The 25,798-nt window shown below is 54.8% G+C and carries 20 protein-coding genes, 1 tRNA gene and 1 pseudogene; 10 read left to right on the forward strand and 12 right to left on the reverse strand.

The features are described 5' to 3' along the window. Positions 1 to 59: 59 nt before the first annotated feature. On the reverse strand, positions 60 to 2,834 hold the full coding sequence (locus IM265_RS05270; RefSeq protein ID WP_193031435.1) for an autotransporter outer membrane beta-barrel domain-containing protein: 2,775 nt from the start codon (positions 2,832 to 2,834) through the stop codon (positions 60 to 62). 445 nt (positions 2,835 to 3,279) lie between these two features. Between IM265_RS05270 and hemB the strand changes: the two genes are divergently transcribed. Continuing rightward, positions 3,280 to 4,254 (forward strand): porphobilinogen synthase, encoded by a 975-nt coding sequence (hemB, locus tag IM265_RS05275; protein WP_045259875.1) that lies wholly within the window; start codon positions 3,280 to 3,282, stop codon positions 4,252 to 4,254. Positions 4,255 to 4,326: 72 nt separating this feature from the next. Then, on the forward strand, positions 4,327 to 6,027 hold the full coding sequence (locus IM265_RS05280; protein ID WP_126345138.1) for a lysophospholipid acyltransferase family protein: 1,701 nt from the start codon (positions 4,327 to 4,329) through the stop codon (positions 6,025 to 6,027). A 69-nt stretch (positions 6,028 to 6,096) separates the two neighbouring features. Here the strand turns inward: IM265_RS05280 and tauD are convergent, their stop codons facing one another. The 6 genes from tauD to mmuP form a co-directional block, all read right to left on the reverse strand. Further along, positions 6,097 to 6,945: a taurine dioxygenase gene (gene tauD / locus IM265_RS05285; protein ID WP_182034001.1), complete on the reverse strand. Its 849-nt coding sequence runs from the start codon at positions 6,943 to 6,945 to the stop codon at positions 6,097 to 6,099. Further along, on the reverse strand, positions 6,942 to 7,769 hold the full coding sequence (gene tauC / locus IM265_RS05290) for a taurine ABC transporter permease TauC (protein WP_182034003.1): 828 nt from the start codon (positions 7,767 to 7,769) through the stop codon (positions 6,942 to 6,944). Before tauC ends, tauD begins: the two co-directional genes overlap by 4 nt. Further along, on the reverse strand, positions 7,766 to 8,533 hold the full coding sequence (gene tauB / locus IM265_RS05295; RefSeq protein WP_048957570.1) for a taurine ABC transporter ATP-binding subunit: 768 nt from the start codon (positions 8,531 to 8,533) through the stop codon (positions 7,766 to 7,768). Before tauB ends, tauC begins: the two co-directional genes overlap by 4 nt. A gap of 10 nt (positions 8,534 to 8,543) precedes the next feature. Next, a complete protein-coding gene (gene tauA, locus IM265_RS05300) occupies positions 8,544 to 9,506 on the reverse strand; it encodes a taurine ABC transporter substrate-binding protein (RefSeq protein ID WP_182034005.1) in 963 nt (320 codons plus the stop codon). Between the two features lie 174 nt (positions 9,507 to 9,680). After that, the gene (gene mmuM, locus IM265_RS05305; protein WP_182034007.1) at positions 9,681 to 10,613 is read right to left on the reverse strand and encodes a homocysteine S-methyltransferase; all 933 of its coding nucleotides are present in this window, start codon (positions 10,611 to 10,613) and stop codon (positions 9,681 to 9,683) included. Further along, positions 10,600 to 12,000 carry an S-methylmethionine permease gene (gene mmuP / locus IM265_RS05310; RefSeq protein ID WP_182034008.1) on the reverse strand — a complete coding sequence of 467 codons (1,401 nt, stop codon included), beginning with the start codon at positions 11,998 to 12,000 and terminating at the stop codon, positions 10,600 to 10,602. The genes mmuM and mmuP overlap by 14 nt, the downstream gene beginning before the upstream one ends. Positions 12,001 to 12,337: 337 nt before the next feature. Here mmuP and IM265_RS05315 point away from each other — a divergent pair, with 337 nt between their 5' ends. Next, positions 12,338 to 13,447: an AI-2E family transporter gene (locus IM265_RS05315; protein ID WP_047367583.1), complete on the forward strand. Its 1,110-nt coding sequence runs from the start codon at positions 12,338 to 12,340 to the stop codon at positions 13,445 to 13,447. A gap of 119 nt (positions 13,448 to 13,566) precedes the next feature. Further along, positions 13,567 to 15,351, forward strand: coding sequence for a diguanylate cyclase (locus IM265_RS05320; protein WP_088205249.1), 1,785 nt, complete (start codon positions 13,567 to 13,569; stop codon positions 15,349 to 15,351). Positions 15,352 to 15,387: 36 nt separating this feature from the next. On the opposite strand, the pseudogene IM265_RS21990 reads toward IM265_RS05320, so the two are convergent. Further along, positions 15,388 to 15,489 (reverse strand): annotated as a pseudogene (locus IM265_RS21990) (LysR family transcriptional regulator); the annotation flags it as partial. 470 nt (positions 15,490 to 15,959) lie between these two features. On the opposite strand from IM265_RS21990, the gene IM265_RS05330 reads away from it, so the two are divergent. The 6 genes from IM265_RS05330 to IM265_RS05355 all read left to right on the forward strand — a co-directional run bounded on the left by IM265_RS05330 (position 15,960) and on the right by IM265_RS05355 (position 22,201). Continuing rightward, positions 15,960 to 16,454: a molybdopterin-dependent oxidoreductase gene (locus IM265_RS05330; protein ID WP_028012099.1), complete on the forward strand. Its 495-nt coding sequence runs from the start codon at positions 15,960 to 15,962 to the stop codon at positions 16,452 to 16,454. A gap of 17 nt (positions 16,455 to 16,471) precedes the next feature. Continuing rightward, on the forward strand, positions 16,472 to 18,409 hold the full coding sequence (locus IM265_RS05335; RefSeq protein ID WP_047367578.1) for a bifunctional diguanylate cyclase/phosphodiesterase: 1,938 nt from the start codon (positions 16,472 to 16,474) through the stop codon (positions 18,407 to 18,409). Between the two features lie 239 nt (positions 18,410 to 18,648). Further along, the gene (locus tag IM265_RS05340; protein WP_028012097.1) at positions 18,649 to 18,906 is read left to right on the forward strand and encodes a YjhX family toxin; all 258 of its coding nucleotides are present in this window, start codon (positions 18,649 to 18,651) and stop codon (positions 18,904 to 18,906) included. Positions 18,907 to 18,916: 10 nt separating this feature from the next. Beyond that, positions 18,917 to 19,663, forward strand: a complete 747-nt coding sequence (locus IM265_RS05345; RefSeq protein WP_193031474.1) for a cyclopropane-fatty-acyl-phospholipid synthase family protein — start codon at positions 18,917 to 18,919, stop codon at positions 19,661 to 19,663. 137 nt (positions 19,664 to 19,800) lie between these two features. Further along, positions 19,801 to 20,655, forward strand: coding sequence for a GIY-YIG nuclease family protein (locus tag IM265_RS05350; RefSeq protein WP_193031437.1), 855 nt, complete (start codon positions 19,801 to 19,803; stop codon positions 20,653 to 20,655). A gap of 739 nt (positions 20,656 to 21,394) precedes the next feature. Then, positions 21,395 to 22,201 carry a DUF4225 domain-containing protein gene (locus IM265_RS05355; RefSeq protein WP_023306876.1) on the forward strand — a complete coding sequence of 269 codons (807 nt, stop codon included), beginning with the start codon at positions 21,395 to 21,397 and terminating at the stop codon, positions 22,199 to 22,201. Here IM265_RS05355 and IM265_RS05360 read toward each other — a convergent pair. From IM265_RS05360 to proB, 4 genes are all read right to left on the reverse strand, one after another. After that, on the reverse strand, positions 22,198 to 22,512 hold the full coding sequence (locus IM265_RS05360; protein ID WP_015673660.1) for a hypothetical protein: 315 nt from the start codon (positions 22,510 to 22,512) through the stop codon (positions 22,198 to 22,200). The two genes, IM265_RS05355 and IM265_RS05360, sit on opposite strands and share 4 nt — an antisense overlap. A 622-nt stretch (positions 22,513 to 23,134) precedes the next feature. Continuing rightward, positions 23,135 to 23,207: transfer RNA gene (locus IM265_RS05365), tRNA-Thr, on the reverse strand. Between the two features lie 111 nt (positions 23,208 to 23,318). Next, the gene (gene proA / locus IM265_RS05370) at positions 23,319 to 24,572 is read right to left on the reverse strand and encodes a glutamate-5-semialdehyde dehydrogenase (RefSeq protein WP_193031439.1); all 1,254 of its coding nucleotides are present in this window, start codon (positions 24,570 to 24,572) and stop codon (positions 23,319 to 23,321) included. 11 nt (positions 24,573 to 24,583) lie between these two features. Further along, complete coding sequence (gene proB / locus IM265_RS05375) at positions 24,584 to 25,687, reverse strand: glutamate 5-kinase (protein ID WP_014882684.1); 1,104 nt, start codon at positions 25,685 to 25,687, stop codon at positions 24,584 to 24,586. Positions 25,688 to 25,798 lie beyond the last annotated feature (111 nt).

The following is a 25,798-nucleotide window of genomic DNA, read 5'->3' on the forward strand; positions in this document are numbered from 1 at the left end:
TCTTTATTATTTTTAAACCATATAAAAAAGCGGGGGAAAATATCCCCCGCAATTTCTATTTACCAGGTATATTTCACACCCAGGTTTGCTCCCCAGTTCTGGTCAACGTCACCGCCGCCCAGATAAGTCGCATCGGTGTAAGCACTGAAGTTTTTGGTGAAGCTGAACTGGGTGCCCAGCCCAACGCGAACCGCAGAGCCTTCGACGCCGTTATCAATGCTGTCAGAGTTGATATCAGCATTATTGTCAGCATCGTCATAGACGTAAGCCAGCTTGAAGTACGGGGTCAGCGCCTGTTCGCCGCCGTAGTTGAAGGTATAACCCGCATCCAGGCCAAGTTCATAACGCATGCTGTCGTAAGACTGACCATCGATACGCATGTCGTTGCTCAGCTGGTAGTCGTCGCCTGACTGGAACAGGCCGGAAATCGCCGCATAAGGGGTGATATAGCCTGAGAGGTTTGGTTTCCAGTCATAGCCCAGCTTCATCCCGAAGCCGACAGCGTCAGAGGTTGTATCACCGTCAACATACTGACCGTTGCTCATCGTAGCTGAGAGTTCGTTGTTGAAGCGTGTGTAGCTCAGGGAACTGTCCAGGAAGAGATCGTTCATGAACTTCGCCGATGCGTAGATCATCGCCGTCTGACTGTCCTGATCGACCTGACCCGTACGATCGCTGATATCGCCTTTCGCAAAACCAGCCGCACCACCGACGATCCACTTCGCATTATTACCGTCAATCTGCGTGTCCAGACCGACCATAATGCCGCTTACGTCCTGATCGTAGCTGACGGTGCCGTTATCCGCGTCAAAATTGCCGCCGAAATAGCTCACCCACGCTCCGCCGTTGTCTGCCAGGCCATGACGGCTGTTGGTCAGACGCGTACCCACGGTATCCTGCTGGAGATTCCAGATATTGGTGTTGGCAGAAGGAATGCTCAGCGCCATGTTGGCGTAGTCAGTCAGCTCTTTCTGCTGGAGAACAACGGTGTCACCCTCCTGCTGCGCCTGATAGGTATAAGCACCTAAATCAGCTTTGTTTGCAGCAGTAAAGCTGGCTGCGGTATCTGCGTTATTGTCGTAGACGCGAATGATCTCTTTGTTTTTGTAGTCGGCAACTGAACCAGCGCCGGTTGCATCGTCGATGCGCACCTTGTAGTTACCGGCAACGTCACCGTTCACCGCCAGATGGCCGTCGGAGTTCAGCGCGACAACACCGTAGTCATACTCCGCGTTGTAGCGATCGTTGGTGATATAGCGTGCGTTGTTCAGATCACTGTTCAGCACATAATCACGGCTGGCAACGTTGAGCACGCCGCCATCGGTCAGTACCATATTGTGCGTATCAACCTGACCCAGACCCAGCGCCAGCTCGGCACCGTTGTCTACGGTAATGGTGTTGGCATACAGCTCTGCTGTCTCTTCAGTCAGTGCCGCACGGCTATAGCTGTCCAGATACAGGCTGTCGGTTGCCACGGCTCCGCTGTCGCCAATATTCATGGTTGAAGCATTGGTCAGGGTGATTGAATCCGCCAGCAGGCCGGAGTTTTCAACATTGACCTGAGACTGGTTGTTCACCGTCAGCGCATCAATGTTGGAGACCTTGCGGGTATCCCACTCGGAACCGTTATCCAGCGCCACATTGAACAGGCCGCTTTGGTACACCTCTTCACCGGCAACGTGACCGTTGCTGTCGAAGGTAGAATCAGGCCAGATGCTGTTCGGGGACAGAGCGTGCCAGTCAACGTTGCTGTAGCCCTGGCCATACATCTGCGCAGTGCCGATAGCTTCAACGCTGGACTGCGCTGCACCGACCCACTTGCTGCCGTTAGTCAGCGTAACATCCAGTGTATCGGTACCGTCCCAGCCGTTGGTGGTTGGGTTATAGACACCATCTTCAGTGGTATCCGTTGCCGGATCGCCATTCTCGTAGAAGTTGTTATCAAAGGTGCTGGAGAAAAGAATGTCACCCGTTACGGTAGAGTGATCGAAGGTAGCGGTGGTCTGCATGGCGTTATCAGACGCGCCGGCCGCAACGATCAGCGCCGCATCATCCGCAGCCGAGGCGTTGGTTTCACCGTAGTCGCTCGGCTTCGCCGTTTGACCGTAGAACCCGTTGGTGCCCAGATCGCTGTACGCACCAGAGGTCAGCACGGAGTCTTTCACCACCAGCGTATCGGTAAAGACATTGCTGCTGTTAGCAACGCCTTCAACGCCGTCGTATGGTGTGTTATCCAGCTCCTGATAACCCTGCGTCAGCGTGATACCCGCGACGTGGGAGTTGTTCTGAATAACGATATCAGATTCAACGTCCAGGGTAATTGCGTTACCCAGACCATAGGTGTCCAGATAATGCGTTTCAGTATTCTCGCCATTGACGACATCATACGCGTAATGCTCGTAGGCATCGTTGATGGTGGAGTTATCAACGGTCAGGCTAAAACGATCGTACTGGGTATGACTGGTGCCGTCAGTATCCACGCCATCTGCACACGTCGTGGTCATACACTCTGACGTGATCATGCCGTTAATGGTGCTGTTAGAAATACTCAACGCGTTCGCACGGCCATTGACCCCATCATCCAGATAGTAAGTCGAAATAACACCGTTTACGGTTGATTTATTGATGACCGGATAAATGTCACCATCATGGGTGGCATCCGAGTAATCCCAATCTGCGTAGCCATAATACCACGGCGTAGATGCGGTATTATCATATCCAAAAGTATTATATGTCGTACCGGAAATATCTTTCGCATTAGCCTGAGAAGCGATAGCCAGCGTACAAGCTAATGCAAGTTGAGATACAACCAGTTTCTTTTTCCATGTTTGCATTGGGTCATCCCTCCTCAGGGACGTAAGCATGTTTGTCCGTAAATCAATTAGCAATGTTTAATTGCGGAGTGAATTATGCAGTTTCATTCAGAAAAGGTTCAATGAATGATTCATTTAAGTCCGTATCCAGACAATCAGCAGATGTAAAACGAGAGAAAAAGAGCGCTAAATATAAATACTATAAAGAAAAAGTCAAAATAAACTAAACAAGCAAAGGTGATATAAGTTTTATAAACAGATCATTTTTATTTATACATTCCCTTCGTAATAGAATTAACATCAATAATTCGAACCGACATTCCGCAGGATTAGTTAATTATATATAATTCAGTGGCAATCATAGACAGGCCGCATTAATCGGTATCAAAATGCCCACTTTAGTAAAACACCTCACTTCACTTTGAGGTACACTAACCTTCTTTGTTCCACAAACATCAGGCATACCATGACCGATTTAATTGCACGTCCCCGCCGCCTGCGTAAGTCACCCGCACTGCGCGCTATGTTTGAAGAGACAACACTGAGCTTAAACGATCTGGTGTTGCCGATTTTTGTTGAAGAAGAGATTGATGACTACAAAGCCATCGAAGCCATGCCGGGCGTGATGCGCATTCCTGAAAAATACCTGGCCCGCGAGATTGAACGCATTGCCAACGCGGGGATCCGCTCGGTGATGACCTTCGGCATCTCCCACCATACCGACGCCACCGGCAGCGATGCATGGAAAGAGGATGGCCTCGTGGCCCGCATGTCCCGCATCTGCAAAGATACCGTTCCAGAAATGGTGGTCATGTCCGACACCTGCTTCTGCGAATACACCTCCCATGGGCACTGCGGTGTGCTGTGCGATCACGGCGTGGACAACGATGCCACCCTGCTGAACCTCGGCAAGCAGGCGGTCGTGGCTGCCGCTGCGGGTGCGGACTTTATCGCGCCCTCTGCGGCGATGGATGGACAGGTTCAGGCTATCCGTCAGGCGCTGGATGCGGCAGGCTTTACCGACACCGCCATCATGTCCTACTCCACCAAGTTTGCCTCTTCCTTCTACGGCCCGTTCCGTGAAGCGGCGGGTACGGCGCTGAAGGGCGATCGTAAGACCTACCAGATGAACCCGCTGAACCGCCGGGAAGCGATTCGTGAATCCCTGCTTGATGAAGCCCAGGGCGCAGACTGCCTGATGGTGAAACCGGCTGGCGCCTATCTCGATATTCTGCGCGACATCCGCGAGCGCACCGAACTGCCGCTGGGGGCATACCAGGTGAGCGGTGAATACGCGATGATCAAATTCGCTGCGCTGGCCGGTGCCATCGACGAAGAGAAAGTGATCCTCGAAAGCCTGGGCGCGATCAAACGCGCGGGCGCGGATCTGATCTTCAGCTACTTCGCGCTGGATCTGGCCGAGAAAAAAATCCTCCGCTAATCTTCACCAAACTGCAATACAACCGACATCTGCTCCTTCTACTGTCTTCGCAAGACGGCAGGAGGAGTAATCATGTTTAGCCTCGATAGCGTTCTCGACGATCTTTGGCCTCAGGCGAGGCCTGCACCCTGGCAAAAAAGTCTGTTAAAAAGGCTGTTTTACGAAGAAGAATTCCAGCAGTTTGCCGCCGCTCACCGCCACCTGAAAGGACTGGATATGGTGGAGCAAGTTCTGGAGCACCTTGATATTCTCTGCACCGTTTCCGCCCGCGATCTCGAACAAATCCCCGAACATGGCCCACTGGTTATTATTGCCAACCACCCGACAGGCACGCTGGACGGGCTGGCGCTGATGTACGCCGTCTCCCGCGTGCGGCGCGACGTTAAAGTCGTGACCAACCGGATGCTGACCCACCTTGAGCCTCTCAGTTCGCTGTTTATTCCGGTGGACAATATGGGCGGCAGGACGGCGAAATCGTCTCTGGTTCAGATGGAGCAGCATCTGCAAAACGCGGGCGTGCTGATCTTCTTCCCGGCGGGTGAAGTTTCACGCCCCACGCGCAAAGGCATTCGCGATAAAAAATGGCACTCCGGCTTTATCAAACTCGCCAGCAAGCTGCGCGCCCCGCTGCTGCCGGTGCATATTCAGGCGCATAACAGCCTGCTCTTTTATGCCAGCACGCTGGTGTCGCCGACCTTGTCGATGCTGCTGCTAATGCAACAGATGTTCCGCCGCCGCCACAGCCAGCTGCCGATTAAAATCGGCCAGCAAATCGCCTGGCATCACTGGCATAGCGCCACTCTTTCGTCACGTGAGATGGCCGAGCAGTGCCGTCAGCACGTGATACGTCTTGGCAAGGGATTGCCTGGCGTCTTCAAAACCCAGTGCGCCATTGCTCGTCCGGAAGACCGGGCCACCCTGAAACGCGAGCTGGCGCAGGCGGAGTGTCTGGGTAAAACCAGCGACGGTAAAACCATCTACCTGTGGCAGCGCAACGGGCAGGAAGAGGCGCCTCTTCTGCGCGAACTGGGCCGCCTGCGTGAGATTGCGTTTCGCGCGGTGGAGGAAGGGAGCGGTAAACGCCGGGACACCGACAGCTACGATGACGATTATCTGCACCTGATCCTCTGGGATGAAGAGGATCTGGAGATCGTCGGGGCGTATCGCTTTATGCCGACGGCCATGCAGATCGAAAAGCGCGGCGTTGAAGGTCTGTACAGTTACAGCCTGTTCCACTACGACGACAAAATGCAGGACGTGCTTGAGCACGGCATTGAGCTCGGGCGCAGCTTTATTCAGCCGCGCTACTGGGGGCGTCGCGGTCTGGACTATTTATGGTCTGGCATCGGGGCTTACCTGGCGCGTTACCCACATTATCGCTACCTGTTTGGCCCCGTCTCCATCTCCGGCGGCTTACCGCCTGCGGCACGGGATCTGCTGGTCGCCTTTTACCGCCTGTGGTTCCCGGCGACGCATCCGCTAGCCGCGTCACGTCAGCCGTATCCGGCATCCTTACCGGACGTGCTGGCACAGTTTGGCGGCGTGGATTACGTGGACGATCTGACGAAGCTGAAATCCCTGCTCGGCAATCTGGGCTGCGGCATACCGCCGCTGTATAAACAGTATTCCGAACTATGCGAGCCCGGCGGCGTGCAGTTTATTGATTTTGGCAGCGACCCGGCGTTCAACAACTGCGTAGACGGTCTGGTGCTGGTGGATTTGTGCTACCTGAAGGCGAACCGCTATCAGCGGTATATTGAGGCGCACCTTTAATTGGCCGGCAATTGTGCACCGTTTTCGCCGGGTGGCGCTGCGCTTACCCGGCCTACGGGTACTACAGGATCAGGGGCGGTAAAACGGCTTATCCCCCAAAATCGTCGCCCGCTGCATAATCCTTCGCTGCGGCAGATAGTCCGCGGTGGCGTAGTGTTGCGTCACGCGGTTATCCCAGATCGCCAGGTCGTTCTCTTGCCAGCGCCAGCGCACCTGAAACTCCGGTTTAGTGATATGCGCGAACAGGAAACCTAACAGCGCGTCGCTCTCTTTCTCCGTCACGTCCACAATGCGCGTCGTGAATCCTTCGTTCACGAACAGCGCCTGCTTGCCCGTGACCGGATGGGTGCGCACCACCGGGTGCAGCAGCGGCGGGTGCTTCGCCACCGCCTCCAGCCAGCGCTGATGCTCCTCTTCGCTTTTACGGTACTTATATTCCGGGAACGATTTTTTGAAGTCGTGCTCCGCCCGCAGGCCGCTCAGCAGCGTCCGGAACGGCGCAGAGAGCGCCTCAAACGCCGCAATTCCGCTCGCCCACAGCGTATCGCCGCCGGTCTCTGGCAGTAATTTTGCTGCCAGAATTGCCCCGGCGGGCGGCGTCTCGATAAAGGTGACGTCCGTGTGCCAGTTGTCGTTGTCCGGCGGGTTATCGTTGTGGGTATCCAGAACGATAATCTCCTCCACCCCTTCCGCATGCGGATAGACCGGGTGAATATGCAGGTCGCCAAAACGCAACGCCAGCGCGCGCTGCTGCTGCGGGGTGATCGCCTGCTCGCGCAGGAACACCACCTGATGGCGCAGCACCGCGTGGTACAGCTGCTCAAACTGGTTATCGCTCAGCGGGCGGGACACATCCAGGCCCGACACCTGCGCGCCAATGTACGGCCCCAGCGGGGTGATGGTCAGTCGTTCACTCATTGTATTTCTCCATGCCAGGGTGTCAGGCGGCGCTGTAGCGCGCGCAGCCCCAGTTCTAATCCGAAGGCGATCGCGGCAATTACCGCGATCCCTGCCAGCACCACGTCAGTCGCCAGGAACTCTCCCGCCGACTGAACCATAAACCCTAATCCTCGCGTGGCGGCAATCAGCTCTGCCGCCACCAGCGTGGACCAGCCCACGCCGAGGCCGATGCGCAGCCCGGTTAAAATCTCCGGCAGCGCGCCGGGTAGAATCACGAACAGCAGCACCTGCGTACGGCTGGCCCCCAGCGACTGCGCCGCACGAATGCGCACCAGCTGGGCACTCTTCACGCCCGCCAGCGCCGACATGGCAACCGGCGCGAAAATCGCCAGATAAATCAGCAGAATTTTCGACGTTTCGCCGATACCGAACCAGATCACCATCAGCGGCAAATAGGCCAGCGGCGGCACCGGGCGGTAAAGCTCAATCAGCGGGTCAAGGATGCCGCGCACCGTCGGGCTTAGGCCCATCGCGATCCCGACCGGGATACCGATAACCACCGCCGCCAGCAGCGCCACCAGAATGCGCGTCAGGCTTGCGCCGAGATGCTGCCAGAGCGTAGCGTCCATAAAGCCCTGCGGCCCGGCGATGGAGATGAGTTTCGCCAGCACCTGTCCCGGCGGCGGCAGAAACAGCGGGCTGACCCACTGCTGGGCCGCAACCGCCCACCACGCTGCCAGCAGCACCAGCAGCGTACCGACGCTCAGCGTAATTTGACGTGAGAAAGGCCAGCGCAGCGCCAGACGCGTGCGGCGCGTTTTTTCACTAAAGACGATGCTCATGAGAAGGCCTCCCGCTGTTCGAACACGCGGCTTAAGACGTATTCACGCTGCTCAATAAACCGCGGATCGGATTTGATGCTGCGCACGGGCTCCCCCGCGACGTAGCGGCGTGCGAAATCCAGCGGCAGCCGCTCCAGCACGCGCCCCGGCCCCGGCGAGAGCAGCACCAGCTCGGTCGCCATAAACACCGCCTCTTCGATATCGTGGGTAATTAACAGCACCTGCTTGCCCGTCTCATGCCACAGGCGCAGCAGCAGAGTTTGCATCTGCTCGCGGGTAAAGGCGTCCAGCGCCCCGAACGGCTCGTCCAGCAGCAACAGCTGCGGATTCGCCGCCAGCGCGCGGGCGATCCCGACGCGCTGACGCTGGCCGCCGGAAAGCTGCCAGATAAAGCGTTTTTCCGCCCCTTCCAGCCCCACTTTTTTCAGCATCGCCCGCGCGGTTGCCAGCCGCTGTTCACGGTTCACACCCGCAAGCTGGAGCCCAAACGCCACGTTCTCCTGCACGTTGCGCCACGGAAGCAATCCTTCGTTCTGAAAGACCACGCCGCGCTCGGCGCCAGGGCCATCCACCTTTTTGCCTTCCAGCTGAATGGTGCCGTGCTGATACGGTACAAACCCGGCGATCAGATTCAGCAGCGTGGTTTTTCCGCAGCCGGACGGGCCGAGCACCACCAGCAGTTCACCGCTGCCCAGCGTCAGGTTGATGTCCTCCAGCGCGGGTTTACCACCGTAATCGGCATACAGGTTCGTAATGTTCAGCATGGCGGACTCCTTATTTCACAAAGCGGTCGGTGACGTACTGGCTGTAATCCGCCGCGACCGCAGGCACTTTGCCCTGCTCTTTCAGGAAGGTGGCGGTATCTACAATCGCTTTGCTCACCGGCCCGTTTAGCTGCTGCACCTGCTGCGCGGGGGTCAGATAGGTATTGCCCCTCACCAGCCCCGGCACGTCCGCTTCCGGCACGCCGCTCAGGCGGGAGAGTTTTTCCAGATTGGCGGGCTGCTTCAGCCACTCATCCGGGTTGCTGATGTACGGCTGCTGGGCGGCAATCGCGCTTTTGGCGAAGGCTTTCACCACCTCAGGATGTTTCTCGGCGAAGTCTTTGCGCACCACCCACACGTCGAGGGTCGGCGCCCCCCACTGGCCCACTTTCTCGGAGTCGGTCAGCACGGTGCCGTCTTTTTCCAGCTCGTTTACTGCCGGTGCCCACACGTAGGCCCCGTCAATATCCCCGCGCTGCCAGGCGGCGATAATCGCCGGCGGCTGAAGATTGATGATTTGCACTTGCCCCGGCTTGATGCCCCAGTGTTTGAGCGCCGCCAGCAGGCTGTAGTGGGTGGTGGAGATAAACGGCACGGCGATGCGTTTGCCGATCAGGTCTTCCGGTTTGGCGATGTTTTTCTTCACCACCAGCGCTTCGGAATTACCGAGCTGCGAGGCGAGGAGGAAAACCTCAATCGGTACCTGCTGGCTGGCCGCGACCGCCAGCGGGCTGGAGCCGATATTGCCAATCTGCACGTCGCCGGACGCTAACGCACGCACGACGGACGCGCCGCTGTCGAACTTGCGCCAGTCGACTTTCGCGCCGCTCTCCTTCGCAAAGGTATTGTCCGCCTGCGCAACCTTCGCCGGCTCAGCCGAGGTTTGATACGCGACGGTAACGTCCACCGCCTGCGCCTGAAATGCCCACAGCGCCAGCGCGCCGAGAAGTGTGATTCGCGATGAAATTGCCATAATGCCTGCTCCCCTGTTGTTATGAGGGCAGTATTTCCGGCGCGGGAATTTTGATAAAGGAATAAAAAAGAATCGCTAATGACGATTCGTTTTTAGAAAAAAAGCGGGAAAGGATAGTTGATTTTGTGCGGTTGGTTTGTGCCGGGTGGCGCCTGCGCCTTACCCGGCACAAACTCAGCGCTGCGCGTTCAGCTCTGCAATATCCTTCGGCGTGGTGCGACAGCATCCGCCGATTAACTTCGCTCCCGCCGCCAGCCACTGCGGCAGATACCCCGCCAGCGTCTCGCACGCTTCGCCGTGGTGGTGCCAGGTTTTGGTTACCGCATCATAATGCTCGCCCGAGTTCGGGTAGACCACCAGCGGCTGCGGCGTCAGGCTTTGCAACTGCTTCAGCGCCGCCGTGGTGTTTTCCAGCGCGATACAGTTGATGCCCAGCGCGACGACCTGCGGATAGTCCTCCAGAGAAGAAACCACCTCCTGCAGCGGCGTGCCGTCGCTCAGGTGCTCGCTGTCGCGCAGGGTGAAGGAGAACCACGCCCGCGCGCGGGGATACGCCGTCAGCAACGCGGCCAGCGCCTTTATTTCCGTGAACGACGGCAGCGTTTCGCAGGCCAGCAGGTCTGCACCCGCGTCCAGCAGCGCTTCCACGCGCGGGCGGTGGAATTCTGTGAATTCTTCGGCACTGCGCACGTAGTCGCCGCGATACTCTGAGCCATCTGCCAGATACGCGCCGTACGGCCCAACGGAGCCCGCTACCAGCAGCGTGCCCGCGTGCGGGTTTTCGGCCAGGTACGCTTCGCGCGCCTTACGCGCCAGCTCCACGCTTTTGCCAATCAGCGCGCGGGACTGCGCCTCATCCAGACCGCGTGCCGCAAAGCCCGCAGGCGTGGCCTGGTAGCTGGCGGTGATCGCCACCTGCGCGCCCGCGCGGTAGTAATCAAGATGCACTTCACGGATAAGATCCGGGTTTTCCACCAGCACTTTGGCCGACCAGAGGCTGTCAGCAAGGTTACAGCCGCGCGCTTCCAGCTCCGTTGCCATTGCGCCATCCAGCACCACAAACGGCTGTTTTTCAAGGATGGCGGTAAGCGGATTATTCTGCGACATGTTCAGGCTCCTGCGATGTCATATTTCGGGTCAGGTAGTAGGCACCATAACACAGGGCGACGAACGGAAGCCCGCAATAAAGGGCAATGCGCTGGCTGGGGTCAAACCACAGGCCGACGCAGGCCACCACGCAGAGGATAAAACCGAGCACCGGCACCAGAGGATACCACGGCGCGCGGTACTGCAGCGCAGAGAGCGGCTGACCGGACTGCAGATGACGGCGACGGAAAACGAGGTGCGACGCGCAGATGCTGATCCACACCGCCACCACCGCAAAGCCAGAAATGGCCGAGAGTGCGACAAACACCGTGTCCGGGGCCACCACGCTTGAGAACAGCGCCAGCACGCCGCCGAGCATGGAAACCGAGAGCGCCGTCAGCGGCACGCCGTTTTTGTTCACGCGGGCAAAGCAGCGCGGGAGCGTTTTCTCATTCGAGAGCGACCACAGCATGCGCCCGGAGGCGTACAGCCCGGAGTTCGCCGCCGAGAGGATCGCCGTCAGGATCACGAAGTTAAAAATATCCGCCGCGTAGGGAATACCGACCTTTTCAAACACCAGCACGAACGGGCTTTTTTCCACGCCCGCCTGCTGCATCGGGATCAGCGCCGCCAGCACAAACACGGTGCCGATAAAGAAGATGATCAGCCGCGCGATGGTGGTGCGGATCGCAACCGGAATGACCTTGTGCGGATTTTCCGTTTCACCCGCTGCGATGCCGATAAGCTCGGTCCCGGAGAAGGCAAAGTTCACCGCCACCATGGTCATCAGGATCGGCAGGCCGCCGTGCGGGAACCAGCCCTCGGCGGTGAGGTTGCTTAAGCCCGGCGCGGGTGAACCGTCCTGCATCGGGATGAAACCAAAGACCGCCGCCCCGCCAAGGATAATAAAGGCGATGATGGTGATGACCTTCACCAGCGAGAACCAGAATTCCCCTTCGGCAAAGAAGCGCGTGGAGATGACGTTAAGGCCGAATATCACCACGCAAAAGACCACGCACCACGCCCAGACGGGCACCTGCGGGAACCAGTACTGCATGCAGAACCCGGCGGCGGTAAAGCTCGAGCCGAGCGCCACCGTCCAGGTGAGCCAGTAGAGCCACGCCACGGTATAGCCCGTCGCCGGGCCGAGATAGCGGGCGGCATAGACGTGGAACGCGCCGGTTTCCGGCATCGCCACGGAGAGCTCACCCAAACACTGCATCACCAGCCAGACCACCAGCGCGCCGATCAGGTACGCCAGCAGCGTGCCCGCCGCCCCGGTGGTGGAAATGATGTATCCGGTATTGAAGAATAACCCTGTCCCAATCACGCCGCCCAGCGAGAGCATTATCAGGTGGCGTGTTTTCATGGTGCGCTTAAGCTGTCCATTTTCTTGTTGTGTTTGCATATTACCTTCTATACGTATGGACATCTAAACATCCAAAGAAGGTGTTATACCGCGATTGTTAATAAAAAGCTAGATGACCAGACGTAAACGGGCACGCCGCGCGCTGAGTCTGGGGTGGGTTGTGAGGATCACATAAAGAATGGGACGCCAGGCCATAAGCACCTCCGCAAGCAGATACTAACAGCATGGTGCGGGAGCGTGCGATCTTCGGTCAGTCAAAAGTGCTATCCGTGAAGCGCAAATTCATACTGCGATATTGCTGAACTGGCCGCCGGGTTGGTAATTCTCGCAATCGGTTCTATAGTCGTCACAGTTTCTTAGTAACCAGGACTGACTGATGCGCTTTAACGGACTGACCAAAGGTTTCTTTATTTTCATTCTCGCCCTTGTGACCTGGGCCTTCTTCGACGTGCTGTCGCCCTACTTCTCCGCGATACTGTGGGCCGCTATTCTGACCGTCATTTTCAACCCGGTAAAAAACAAATTGCGCGCCGCGCTGGGGGATCGCAACGGGCTGGCCTCGCTGCTGACGATTGGCATTATCTGCCTGATCGTCTTTATCCCGCTGATGGTGATCCTCTCCTCGCTCGCCATTGAGTTGAACGTGGTTTACACGAAGCTTCAGGAGAACAACACCCAATTCCCGGAGGTAGTGGCGAGCATCTTCAACCACTTGCCGGACTGGGCCAGCGGCTTCCTGGCGGATCACAACCTGACCAACGCGGCGCAGATCCAGAAAAAACTCTCCGACGTTGCGCTGCAGGGCGGGCAGTATCTGGCAGGCAGCGCGTTCCTGATCGGCAAAGGCACGTTTGGCTTTGCGATTAGCTTCGGCATCATGCTTTACCTGCTGTTCTTCCTGCTGAAGGATGGACCGTATCTGGTACGCCAGATCCTCGACTCCCTGCCGCTGTCTGATTTTGTTAAACAGCACCTGTTCGCCAAGTTCGTCGGCGTCTCCCGGGCGACGGTGAAAGGGACGGCAGTGGTGGCCGTCGTTCAGGGCACGCTCGGCGGGATCGCGTTTGCCATCGTGGGCATCGACGGCAGCGTGCTCTGGGGCGCGCTGATGGCGTTCCTCTCGCTGGTCCCCGCCGTCGGCTCGGCGATTGTCTGGGTGCCAGCCGCCATTTACCTGTTCGCCACGCACCAGCTCTGGCAGGGGCTGTTTATTGTTGGCTTCTTCGTGATTATTGTCGGGCTGGTGGACAATATCCTGCGCCCGCTGCTGGTGGGGAAAGACACCAAAATGCCGGACTACCTGATTTTAATCACTACCCTCGGCGGTATGGAGCTGTACGGCATTAACGGCTTTGTGATTGGGCCGCTCATCGCCGCGCTGTTTATCGCCTGCTGGAACCTCTTCTCCGGCCGCGATCACGCGGGGAATGCCGAAGAGCTGGACGCCGAGTTCATCGAAGAGGGAAAAAACTCTCCAGATTTGTAGGGACGTGACGATAACGACCACATCAGGCGGCGCTGTGCCGCCTTTTTTTTCGCCTTAAATCATACGTTTTCTATAATTTGAAGAACGCCATCCTCTTTATGCAGTAAAAGGATCTCCAGGTGCGAATCGCGACAATAACCAACTGGGCCTACGGTGCCACGGTCTGCCTGACTATCGCCTCCGGCATTATCATGCTGATGGCCTCCGGTGCTGACACTGCCGAACGTCAGGCCATTGAACTACGTCAAAATTTTGATGAGCTTACAGAAAATATTGAAACCGACGCCTGGAAACAGTCCGATTTAGCGCGCCTGTATGTCATCAAAAAAAATCCGCAAATCCTGGATGAGTACAATGCGTCAGAGAAAAAACTGAAGAGCATCGAGCTGAAGCTGGAGAAACTGCAGGACACCGGCGCTTCAGATGACGAGCTGGCCCTGCTACATGATGGTTTAAAAATCATTGATGCACTGCAGGATGAGCAGCAGGCAGCACTGACGAGCGCGGCCCGGGGTGAAGATGCGCAGGCCGTTGCCCTGCTCTATGGCATGCCCTACGAGCAGGAGCTTGAGCGCGCACAAACCCAAATCGATCGCTTTCGCCAGATACTCGACAAACGTGTCATTGCCTCCGTGCGGGAGGCGACGAAAAAATCGAAAGCGCTGCGCACGGCTTCTGAAGTGATGGTTGGCCTGACCGCCCTGCTGTTCTTGTTTGTGCTCGGCTTTATATTAAAACGCCGCGTGCTGCGCCCGGTGGTACGCCTGAGCGACGTGGTTCACCGTCTGGCCTCTCAGGACTTCGCCGTTGAAACGCCCAACTTTAACCAGATTGATGAGATTGGCGATATGGCCCAGGCCATCCGCATCTTTCGTGAAAACGGCCTTGCGCGACAGCGTCTGGAAAAAGAGCGTGACGCCGACTGGGCCATCCGCGAGCTGCTGGCGCGCATGACGCAGCGGCTGCAGGGGTGTGAAAACTTTGACGATGTGATCAACGTGGCGGAGCTGTTTGCGCCCAATATCGCGCCGGGGATAGCGGGCCGGCTCTACGTTTTTGACCGCGATCCGTGGCAAATGCGCTGCGTCGCCCAGTGGCTTTCACCGGCAGATGATGAGGCCACGTTCCACCCCGATGCGTGCTGGGCCGTGCGTCGCGGTCAGAGCCATCCGCCGGTTAACGGTGAACCGGATGTCGCCTGCTATCATCTCCCGGAATCACAGGCGGAAAGCGCGCTGTGCGTACCGCTTATCGCCCAGGGCGAGGCCATTGGGTTGCTCTCGTTCCAGAACATCACCCCGGAAAATGCTCCTGCACGCGCGTATCTGGAACTGATGGCCGAGGCGCTCGGACTGGCGCTGGCGAATCAGCGCCTGCGCGACGCGCTGCTGGAAAAAGCCTTGTTTGACCCGCTTACCGGCCTGCGTAATCGTCATCATCTGGAAGACACCCTGCACACGCAAATGACGCAGGCCATGCGCAACGGCGAGCCGTTAAGCTGCATGATGATCGACATCGATCACTTTAAAAGCATTAACGACCGCTTCGGTCACGAGGCCGGCGATCAGGTAATCAAAAACGTGGCGACGATTGTTCAGCGAGCCGCGCACGACGGCGGGCTGGCATTCCGCTACGGGGGCGAGGAGTTTCTGGTTCTGCTTCCCGGGGCCGGTGAAGCAGAAGCGCACGCCTGCGCGCAGAAGATTTACAACGGCGTGCATGCGCTATCGCTTCGCTACGGGCTGACCGAGATTGGGCCGGTGGATGTGTCGATTGGTATCGCCAGCTATCCAGAGCATGCTCAAAGTGACAACCTGCTGCGCGCCGCGGACGTGGCACTGTACCGGGCGAAAGAGCTGGGACGCTCGCGAATTGTGAGTTTTGGGATGCTGGAGGCGGGTTAAGAATAAGACACTTTTTTCATGACGGAGACACCCGCGTCATTGTTCCGTGGTCAGAAGATCGATCATGGCCCGGGTGGCTGCCGACTGACGCCGGTGAGGCGCATAAATCAGCGAGAAAGGCCGGCTATTCGTCCGGACGGTGACCTGATCTTCACCTCAAGCAGCCTCAATGACCACTTTGCTGGCGCGGTCAAACCCGGTCATGAACGCTACGAGCTATGGCGTTTACCTCCCAGCGCTTCACCGGCCACGAAAAAGTAACGGTGCACCGTGCTGAACAATCGCTAAATATGACGACGCCGCCCATCGGGTGGCGTTTTTTTTACCTGTCCATCACAGGTACATTCTTTGAGGTGAGGAAATAACGCTCAATTAAAGCGATCGTTTTTTAAACGTAAGAGAGTTTATTCAAGTAAGCGTAGCGTGCCTCAAAAAAAAGAGGTGTTGTATGTGATTGAAATCACTCTTCCGCAATCACGTAACCATTTGATTACATTGAAATTACCCCACATTCGCGTACAGAAGTAATAGCGACGCAATAAAATACATAAACTACTGTGATAACTAAATTATAATTCATATACTTCTGTGCAAAAGTGGAGGCCATAATGCGATTAATCCTAATGCTGGTATGCTGTCTGGTTCAGAGTTTAGCCTGGGCGGGTGAACTGCCGAAACCCGCCGGAAAACCCATTTTGACGATTTACGGGAATATAGAAAATACTAACGAAGATGGAAAAGCAGTGTTTGATCTCGCAAGCCTTGAAAAACTCGGGATGGTGAGTTTCGAGACGACATCTCCCTGGTATACGGGCAGGACGAAGTTTGAGGGTGTTCCAATGAACAAACTCATGGATTATGTTGGAGCAAAGGGTTCTGTCGTTAATGTTATTGCCCTTAATGATTACGCTACCGCTATTCCTCTCAGCGATTTTAAGAAATATAATGCTATTCTTGCCTTAAAGATTAATGGCGAATATATGCGTATCCGCGATAAAGGCCCATCATTCATTGTATACCCTTATGACAGTCTTCCCGAGTTGAATAATCAAATTTATTACTCGCGTTCAGCATGGCAGGTTAGCAAAATGAAGATTGAATAGCAGTTCAGGAGAACATAATGAACAGGATACTGGTTGGTATCATTTTTTCTCTTTTTATCACGACGGGATATATTGCATTTCTTGTTTACGATCGTCAGCAAGAGCTGCAAAAACTGACTCACTACACTGAGTCCTGGTCCGTGGCTCAACTGGTATCAGAGTATTACCGATTTGAATCATGGCTTGGTCTATACGCAACCGATACCGATGACGTTACGATAGACCAGGCCCGCATGCGGCTCGAAATTATGCTCAGCCAGGGCGAGTTACTGAACGGGGGAGACTTAGGCCGCTATATTGAGAGCGATAAAACGCATCAAGAGATCGCTGCACGCCTGAAAGAAATACTGGCGTATCTGGACAGTAACCTGGAAAAAATGAGCCATGAGGAATTAAAAAAGTACCTGGCAAATATGCACCTGCTCGACGCGCCGCTCAGTCAACTGTCTTCAAGCGCATTAACCAAAGATATTAACACAATTAATGAATCCAACCATAAAATACAGATCCTATATTATATTTACTCCGTACTTTCGTTACTTCTGGTGATATTAAGCTTTATTCTGGGATTCTTAATGATCTATCAGAATAAAAATATTCTTAAAGCCCACATGCAGGTTAAAACCCTCGCTGACGAACTTCAGCGGTCAAAAGAAACACTGCAAATACAGAATTCGAAGCTGGAATATGATGTGTATCATGACTCCCTTACCGGCATGAAAAACCGTCTGTTCTTCTGGGACGATCTCAATAAAATTACCCTTCAGGCAGATAAAAACCATACCCCTGTCACGGTGATGTTATTTGATTTAGATCGGTTCAAAGAGGTCAACGATACCTATGGCCATGACGCCGGCGATTTACTGTTGAATCAGGTATCCCGACGGCTTACCTCAATGAGTAACGCGACGGATACGTTTTACCGCCTGGGCGGTGACGAATTTGCACTTCTCTCCAGCGGCCTGACCGAGAACGCGGCGGTTTCGCGCGCCAAAGAGATCAGCGCTCACATCAGTCTGCCCTATACGATCAATAACCAGCTGATAAAAATTGCCACCTGTGTAGGTATCGTTTTATCTGATAATGAGCGGCGCTCTGATTATCTCTATAAATTTGCCGATCTGGCCCTCTACGAAGCCAAAAAAGAGGGCTCACAGCAGATAAAAGTCTTCCGTCAGTGGATGCTGCAGAAGCTGCAGGAAAGCAGAACCCTTGAGCATGATATGGCTCTCGCGATCAGCAACCATGAATTCGTTGTTTATTACCAGCCTATTGTCGATTCATTCAGCAATGAAATTTACGGCTATGAAGCGCTTATTCGCTGGATACACCCAGTAAAGGGGATTTTGTCGCCTGATTACTTTATTTCTGTTGCTGAAAAAACAGGGATGATTAATGAGATTGGCAAAAATGTGCTTGAACTTGCCTGCCGGGAGGCAGCTTCCTGGGCGGTTCCGGCCAGAATCTCGGTAAACGTCTCACCTGTTCAGTTGGGGACTAAATCATTTACTGCAATGGTTCAGTCCATCCTGAAAGAGACAGGCTTGCCGGCCAGCCGCCTTGAGCTGGAAGTTACGGAGTCTTCGCTCTTCAGTGACAGCAACACGCCGCTCACTATTCTCAAAAAGCTCAGATCGCTGGGGGTAAAAATCTCCATTGATGATTTTGGAACGGGTTATTCCTCGCTCTCGAGGCTGAGTGAACTCAATTTTGATAAAATTAAAATTGATAAATCCTTTGTGAATCCGATATCCACCCAAGACGATGCGCTTAATATCGTTAAACTGATAACCGGCATGGCGAAGAGCCTCAATATGCGGGTCATTGCAGAAGGTGTGGAAACCGAAGCGCAGCTTGAACGGCTTCAGGCGCTGGGCTGCGATCTCGTGCAGGGCTATCTGTTCGGAAAGCCACAGGCTGAAATCGATAAAAATATAAAAAACGGTACAGTGTGATCTTACCGGGATCACACTTTTCAACCCTGGGTATACACATACAATGACCGGGTGTTATCATTCACCCCGTAAATACCTTTCAACTCAATCCGAGGCTTTGATGCTGGAGAATGTAATCATCCGATAATCAGCTCCCCGACCTTTTCAGGCCGGACTGATTATCAATGCGCCGAAATCGAATGCGGACACCGCTGTGTGTTTGCACGTTTTGCACATGATGATTAAACAGGTTTTCCAGTATGAATTTATCCCGTCAGGAACAGCGTACCTTACACGTTCTCGCCAAAGGTGGCCGTATTGTGCACGTCCGCGATACGTCCGGCCGCGTCACCGCCGTTGAATGTTACAGCCGCGAAGGGCTATTGCTCAGCGACTGCACGCTCGCCGTCTTCAAAAAACTCAAAACCAAAAAGCTGATCAAATCCGTTAACGGTCAGCCCTACCGCATTAATACTACCGGGCTGAACAACGTCCGTGCCCAGCCTGATAATCGTTAAGGAGAGGATGATGGATATCCCACGCATATTTACTGTTAGCGAAAGCGAACACCGCATTCATAACCCCTTCACGCCAGAAAAGTACGCCACGCTGGGGCGCGTGTTACGCATGAAGCCAGGCGCGCGCCTTCTCGATCTCGGCAGCGGTTCGGGAGAGATGCTTTGCACCTGGGCACGCGATCACGGAATTACTGGTATTGGCATCGACATGAGCCCGCTCTTTACCGCGCAGGCAACGCGGCGCGCAGAGGTGCTCGGCGTCAGCGAACGCGTCCATTTTGTGCATAACGACGCGGCTGGCTACGTGGCTGATGAACAATGCGACGTGGCGGCCTGTGTTGGCGCCACATGGATTGCGGGCGGCGTTGCCGGGACGATGGAACTGCTGGCACAAAGCCTTAAGCCCGGGGGAATCATGCTCATCGGTGAACCTTACTGGCGACAGGTTCCCGCAACGGAGGAGACGGCTCGGGCTTGCGGCGTCTCGTCCACGGCAGACTTTCTCACCCTGCCCGACCTTGTCGCGTCTTTCGATCGCCAGGGCTATGACCTGGTCGAAATGGTGCTGGCAGATCAGGAAGGCTGGGACAGATACGAAGCCGCGAAATGGATGACCCTGCGCCGCTGGCTGGATCAAAACCCCGACGATGATTTTGCACAGGAGGTGCGCGCGGAGCTGACGGCAGCGCCTAAGCGCCATGTGGCTTACACAAGGGAATATATTGGCTGGGGCGTGTTTGCGTTAATTGCACGATAGGAGGGAGTGGCGGTATAGCCTTTTGGGGCTATACCGGCCTTAAGCATGAAGCGCTCAGCATTGTGAACGCTGCGCTACGCCTGGCATGAAAAAACTTCTATCATTGCTTTTTCCGTTACCGCATTCACAGGCGCTTTATGGACACCCCTTCTTTTCTCTATTTATTGCTTTTCCCGGCCAAAAAGATGATGAAAGTGGGTAAAGCCAATAATATCTATAACCGCATTCAGTCGCTAAAACGGGTCTGGGGCGATGTGGATTATGCCCATTCTTACCGCATTGCGTTACCACAGTCCGAGGTCTTTAAGCTGGAAAAAATGCTGCATTTTCTTTTGGCCAAATATCAAACGGGCATTGATGCCGGCGACGGCTATACCGAGCTGTTTTCCATTGAGGCGCTGGAGCCCGCCATTAAGCATATTCATTACGTCATTGAACATGGGGTCATTGATGCTCAGCTCCTTCAGGGAATCGAAAAGCCACAGCTTCGGCCCGGCAAAAGCGCGGCGCATCGCCACGCGAAAATGAAAAAGCGGTCAGATACTATGATTAACAACGTTGTCAGGGTGACGGAACAGTTCAGGAGGATAAATCGTTTACTGCTTATCTTGCTATTTAAGCAGCACCGCCTTCGTTATCAATATGACATTGAAGGTAATACCATACTGTTTCGGATAGCAGACAACCGTACTGACCAACGCGATGCTCACAAAATAATGCGCATGTTCAGCTTTTTTATTGAAGACTTCAGATACTTGGGCGGGACCACCTACTGCTCGGGGGTCTTTGGTGAAGGCACGGTCACGCAATACAACGTGGAGTTGATTTCAGGCGACCCTGACGCACATCCTCTGGTGGCCTATCTCGCCTCGCAAACAGAGCGATTGTTTAATAAATTGCCATCGCGATCGGCGTTATTAATGGAAGATCTGCCGATACTGGAATCGAGCCGAATCCTGCGTAGGGTATTACAGAGTGATGACGAGGATTAAGTTGCTTATGCGGCGACACTTAATGCTATTCAAGGGCAAGACGACGTACTGTCATCAAGACAGATGCCCTCTGGTGAATCCTGTATCGCGCCGTGGGAAGTCATGGATAATCGGTACGCCAGTTCTATCTGGTGCTAGAAATCGCCGCTGAGGGCTTCTGGTGAAGCGTAGAAGGGATTGATGGGACTGCATGCGCTGGTGTGGAAAAAGATACGCATCTATGACCGCCAGGACGGGAGAATTTCGCCAGGTGAGGGTAGACCTTCTACCCGTTGTGGTAACGTCGCCGTGGTGACTTTGCATCTGCTGGTGAATAGAAAAATATGCTTTTATGGCGTTTAATGCTCTGGCAGAATCAAAGGCCTGAAACCTGAAGTTGTGGGGTGACCAGACAAACTCATCCAAAATCCTTGAACAAGTAAACTCACCTCAAATCCTCCCGAATGCTATCCTTCTGTTGATCAAATCGCTGTTGTATACCCCGCTTCACGCCAACGCGCCGAAAAGCAATACCTGACCAAAAAAGCCAATTTGGCGAAGAAAAGCGCTTTTCACCGAGGGCCTGGGCTGACGGCCTAGCAGCGGTCCAACAGAGGCGGGGATATTTTCAGCAGGAGAATGTAAACTGGAAGGATAAAACAACGGGACACCCACGGGGGCGGGTTGTGAAAGTATTTCCTGTTATCTTCGACCTTATTGCACGTAAAATGACCAGACACATTTTGGGAAGGAGTCTTTAATGGATATTGCGCTGCTCAACAGGGGCTGGAACAGAACATGGTCAGATACCATGGTAAATCTGGAAGCCCGGAAACTCGTCGAAACTGCAAATCGGCTATCAGCATTCTATTTGCAAGATGGGATAACACGTATCAAGTTTGTCGAAGAGATAAGGCAGGTCGTAGAGAAAGAATTTGAAACTGCACGACGGGCCAAAACCGATGAAGAATGCATTGCATGCATCAAAAATCTGCGTGCCGAAACAGATAATCTGCAAGAACAAGAACGCCTGTTAAGAACCAGAGCCGCCCAACTTTATGCAAAGGTCGAGTTTGTCAGGGAAAACAATAAAATCGTCGGATACGTTATTTCGGCAATCCATATAGTGGTATCTGGAGCAGCATTATTTGGTGGGATGGTTATGATGTCCACTATGACCCCTGTTGGAGTTCTTGCAGGAGCCGTTTTATTTGTTGATGGTATTAACGGTATAACAAAAGAAGCAAGCCATCTTCGCTATGGTGAACAATCCAAATCGGAAGGGATTTTTGCTGATGGCGCAATGGAGACCGCACAATTTATGGGGTTTAGCCCAAAAAGTGGATTAGCTCTTTATAATACGGTGACTCTAGGGGCGAGTGTCTATAGTATCTTCGGCTTAGCAAGGAAACCCGGAGCTTGGCGATTATTCCGTTGGCTGCCGCGTGATTACTACCGAAAAGTTGACACAATGAGCAAGCCTAAGCTAACGATGAAAATCGCTGGATATGGTGTCAAAGCGAAAGTCATTTTTGATCTTCTGGCTACTGATAACAGTACTAATTAAGATTTGTTCGCTCTACAGAATCGCCAAGATTTATAAGCAAGTACAGGCGGTTGTATAAAAATTGCAACCGCTGCGCCACAAGAAAGGCCAATAGCACCAGAGAAAACACTCTGCTCAGATGCGAACATCACAAGAAAAATGAATACAGCAAGGCAACCGGATACAACCCACACGGCTAGAATAAATCGCCTGGCCAGGTCCCTGATTGCATTCCCCAACGTTCCACCATAGCTTTCAACGTTGTTCTTTATCTTCTTCAAATCCGATGGTGTAAAGCCAGAACTCAACAAAGCCTCATCAGTAACATCCATATTGTCCTCTCCGCATTTCTTAACTGGCAATGGCACACATAATCATAATGATGAACTTTACAGTAATCCATATGATGTTTGTGCAATGTAGCAGATTTCAGACAATAGAAGCCATAAAGCCCCGTTAGTGGTAAGAAGACAAGCGGAGCGTAGCGACTTCATCTGGCCAACCTGGTTGGTTTCGCTTTGCGAAAGTCACCAGTGACCAAATCAGATTGTCAGAGGGATCACACCTTATCAGGGTGCTCATGTACCTTTCGGAGCGTGAGCGAAGCGCTGGCAGAGCCGGATCTGTAGCTACCGGAGCATTACCACTATTCACCTGTTTACGCAGCCACAAGGCCGCACATCGGGCTTGAATGCGTGTGATCAATCTGTTTCGGGAGGTTTTAGAGACATTGGCAGCGTCATCAGCTTCGAGTTGATAGCGGTTCGTGGGGACTGTTCACGCTTTGTACCTGTTCGAGCTTTACAACTACAGGCCGCTACGTGCTCACATCCCTGAGTAGCCACTGTTAACCATAGCGGCAACTGTTGGTCATAGAATCCCTTAAAAAAAGATTATACCTTGAGAGCGATAATCGCCTTAAGTCAGTGTTTTTATAGGATTTTGTTGTGTGAGTGCCGATAATAGGAGTCGAACCTACGACCTTCGCATTACGAATGCGCTGCTCTACCAACTGAGCTATATCGGCCCTGAGAGGCCGGTTACGAGTGTAACCACGGGGCAAAAGGTTAGATCTAACCGGATGATGCGTCAATGCCCTTTTGAATCAAACGGCTGTTTTTGCATCACCCGTGACTATTTACGCACGAATCGTATCGTCACCGAAGCCGATCCACTTATAGGTGGTCAGCGCTTCAAGGCCCATCGGACCGCGCGCGTGCAGTTTCTGCGTGCTGACCGCCACTTCTGCGCCAAGTCCGAACTGGCCGCCGTCCGTGAAGCGGGTGGAGGCGTTCACATATACCGCAGAGGAATCCACTTCATTCACAAAGCGATCGGCATTGCGCAGCGTACGCGTCAGGATCGCGTCAGAATGCTGCGTGCCATGTTCACGAATGTGCGCAATAGCGTCGTCGAGATCCGCAACCACCTTCACGTTCAGATCCAGCGACAGGAACTCGTCGTCGTACTGCTCCGCTTTTACGGGAACCGCGCTAGCCGGGCCACCCTGGAGCAGCGCGAGGGCATTGGTATCAGCGTGCAGCGTCACCCCTCTCTCCGCCATCTGCTTGCTCAGAGCAGGCAGGAAAGCGCTCGCAATCCCCTGGTGCACCAGCAGCGTTTCCACGGTGTTACAGGTGCTTGGACGCTGGGTTTTGGCGTTGACGATAATCTTCAGCGCTGGCTCAATTTCGGCGCTGTCGTCCACCACGATATGGCATACGCCGATGCCGCCCGTGATGACCGGAATGGTCGACTGCTCACGGCACAGCTTGTGCAGGCCCGCGCCACCGCGTGGGATCAGCATGTCGATGTATTTGTCCATGCGCAGCATCTCGTTGACCAGCGCGCGGTCAGGGCTCTCAATCGCCTGCACGGCCCCCGCCGGCAAGCCGCACTCTTCCAGCGCCTGCTGGATGACTTTCACCGTCGCGGCGTTGGTGCGCCAGGTCTCTTTCCCACCGCGCAGAATTGCGGCATTACCGGTTTTCAGGCACAGGGAAGCGACGTCAACCGTCACGTTTGGACGGGCTTCATAAATCACGCCGATGACGCCGAGCGGCACGCGGCGACGCTCCAGACGCAAACCGCTGTCGAGCAGCCCACCGTCAATCACCTGCCCTACCGGGTCGGCCAGATTACAAACCTGACGAACATCGTCGGCGATACTTTTAAGACGCGCCGGGTTCAGCGCCAGGCGGTCGAGCATCGCTTCGCTCAGGCCGTTTCGACGCGCTTCCAGCAGATCCTGCTCGTTGGCAAGCAAAATGTCCTGAGACTGTGCTTCCAGATAATCAGCGATTTTTTCCAGCACGCGGTTTTTCTCGCGGCTGGAAAGGAGCGCCAGTTTGTAAGAGGCGGCCTTCGCGGCTGCGCCCATTTGTTCCAGCATGTTCTGGCTCCTTAACGAATAATCATGTCATCGCGATGCACGGCAACCGGGCCATATTCATAGCCCAGAATAGCGTCGATCTGCTGCGAGTGGTGGCCCGCAATGCGGCGCAGGGCATCGCTGTTATAGCGGCTTACGCCATGCGCGATGTCGCGACCTTCCAGGTTACGGATGCGGATCACTTCACCACGGGAGAAGTTGCCTGTCACGCTTTTAATTCCTTTAGGAAGCAATGAACTCCCTCGTTCCAGAATCGCCGCGGTTGCCCCTTCATCAACGGTGAGTTCACCGGCAGGCGGCGCGCCAAAGATCCAGCGCTTGCGGTTCTCCAGCGGGGATTCCTGGGCGTGGAAGCGGGTGCCGACGGAAATGCCTTCCATCACGTCGCCAATCACGCCAGGGCGGCTGCCCGCGGCAATGATGGTGTCGATACCGGCGCGGCACGCCACGTCGGCGGCCTGCAGCTTGGTCCCCATCCCGCCCGTTCCGAGGCCGGACACGCTGTCACCGGCGATGGCGCGCAGCGCATCGTCGATACCATGAACATCGGTAATCAGCTCGGCTTCCGGGTTGGAGCGCGGGTCGGCGGTGAACAGCCCCTGCTGATCGGTCAGAAGCAGGAGTTTATCGGCCCCGGCCAGAATGGCGGCCAGCGCAGAGAGGTTATCGTTATCGCCTACTTTTATTTCAGCGGTGGCAACGGCATCGTTTTCGTTGATAACGGGAACAATATTGTTGTCCAGCAGCGCGCGCAGGGTATCGCGGGCGTTCAGGAAGCGCTCCCGGTCTTCCATATCCGCACGCGTCAGCAGCATCTGCCCGACGTGAATACCGTAGATAGAGAACAGCTGTTCCCAGAGTTGAATGAGTCGGCTTTGTCCCACGGCGGCCAGCAGCTGTTTAGAGGCGATCGTCGCGGGGAGTTCGGGATAACCCAGGTGTTCACGCCCGGCGGCAATCGCCCCGGAGGTCACAATCACAATACGGTGCCCTGCGGCATGCAGCTGAGCGCACTGGCGTACAAGCTCAACAATGTGGGCGCGATTTAGGCGGCGCGATCCGCCTGTTAACACACTGGTACCGAGTTTTACCACCAGCGTCTGGCTGTCACTCATGATTCTCTGCCGTTCAACGATAAGGGAAAGTAATGTCGAACGAACGTTTTAACAGGAGTCAGCCCGGTTGCCAACTGCCTTAGTGCATCACCAGGCACTTTGTTGCGCGGG

The sequence above is a fragment of the Enterobacter cloacae complex sp. P17RS genome (assembly GCF_014895885.1).
Lineage (GTDB): Bacteria > Pseudomonadota > Gammaproteobacteria > Enterobacterales > Enterobacteriaceae > Enterobacter > Enterobacter bugandensis.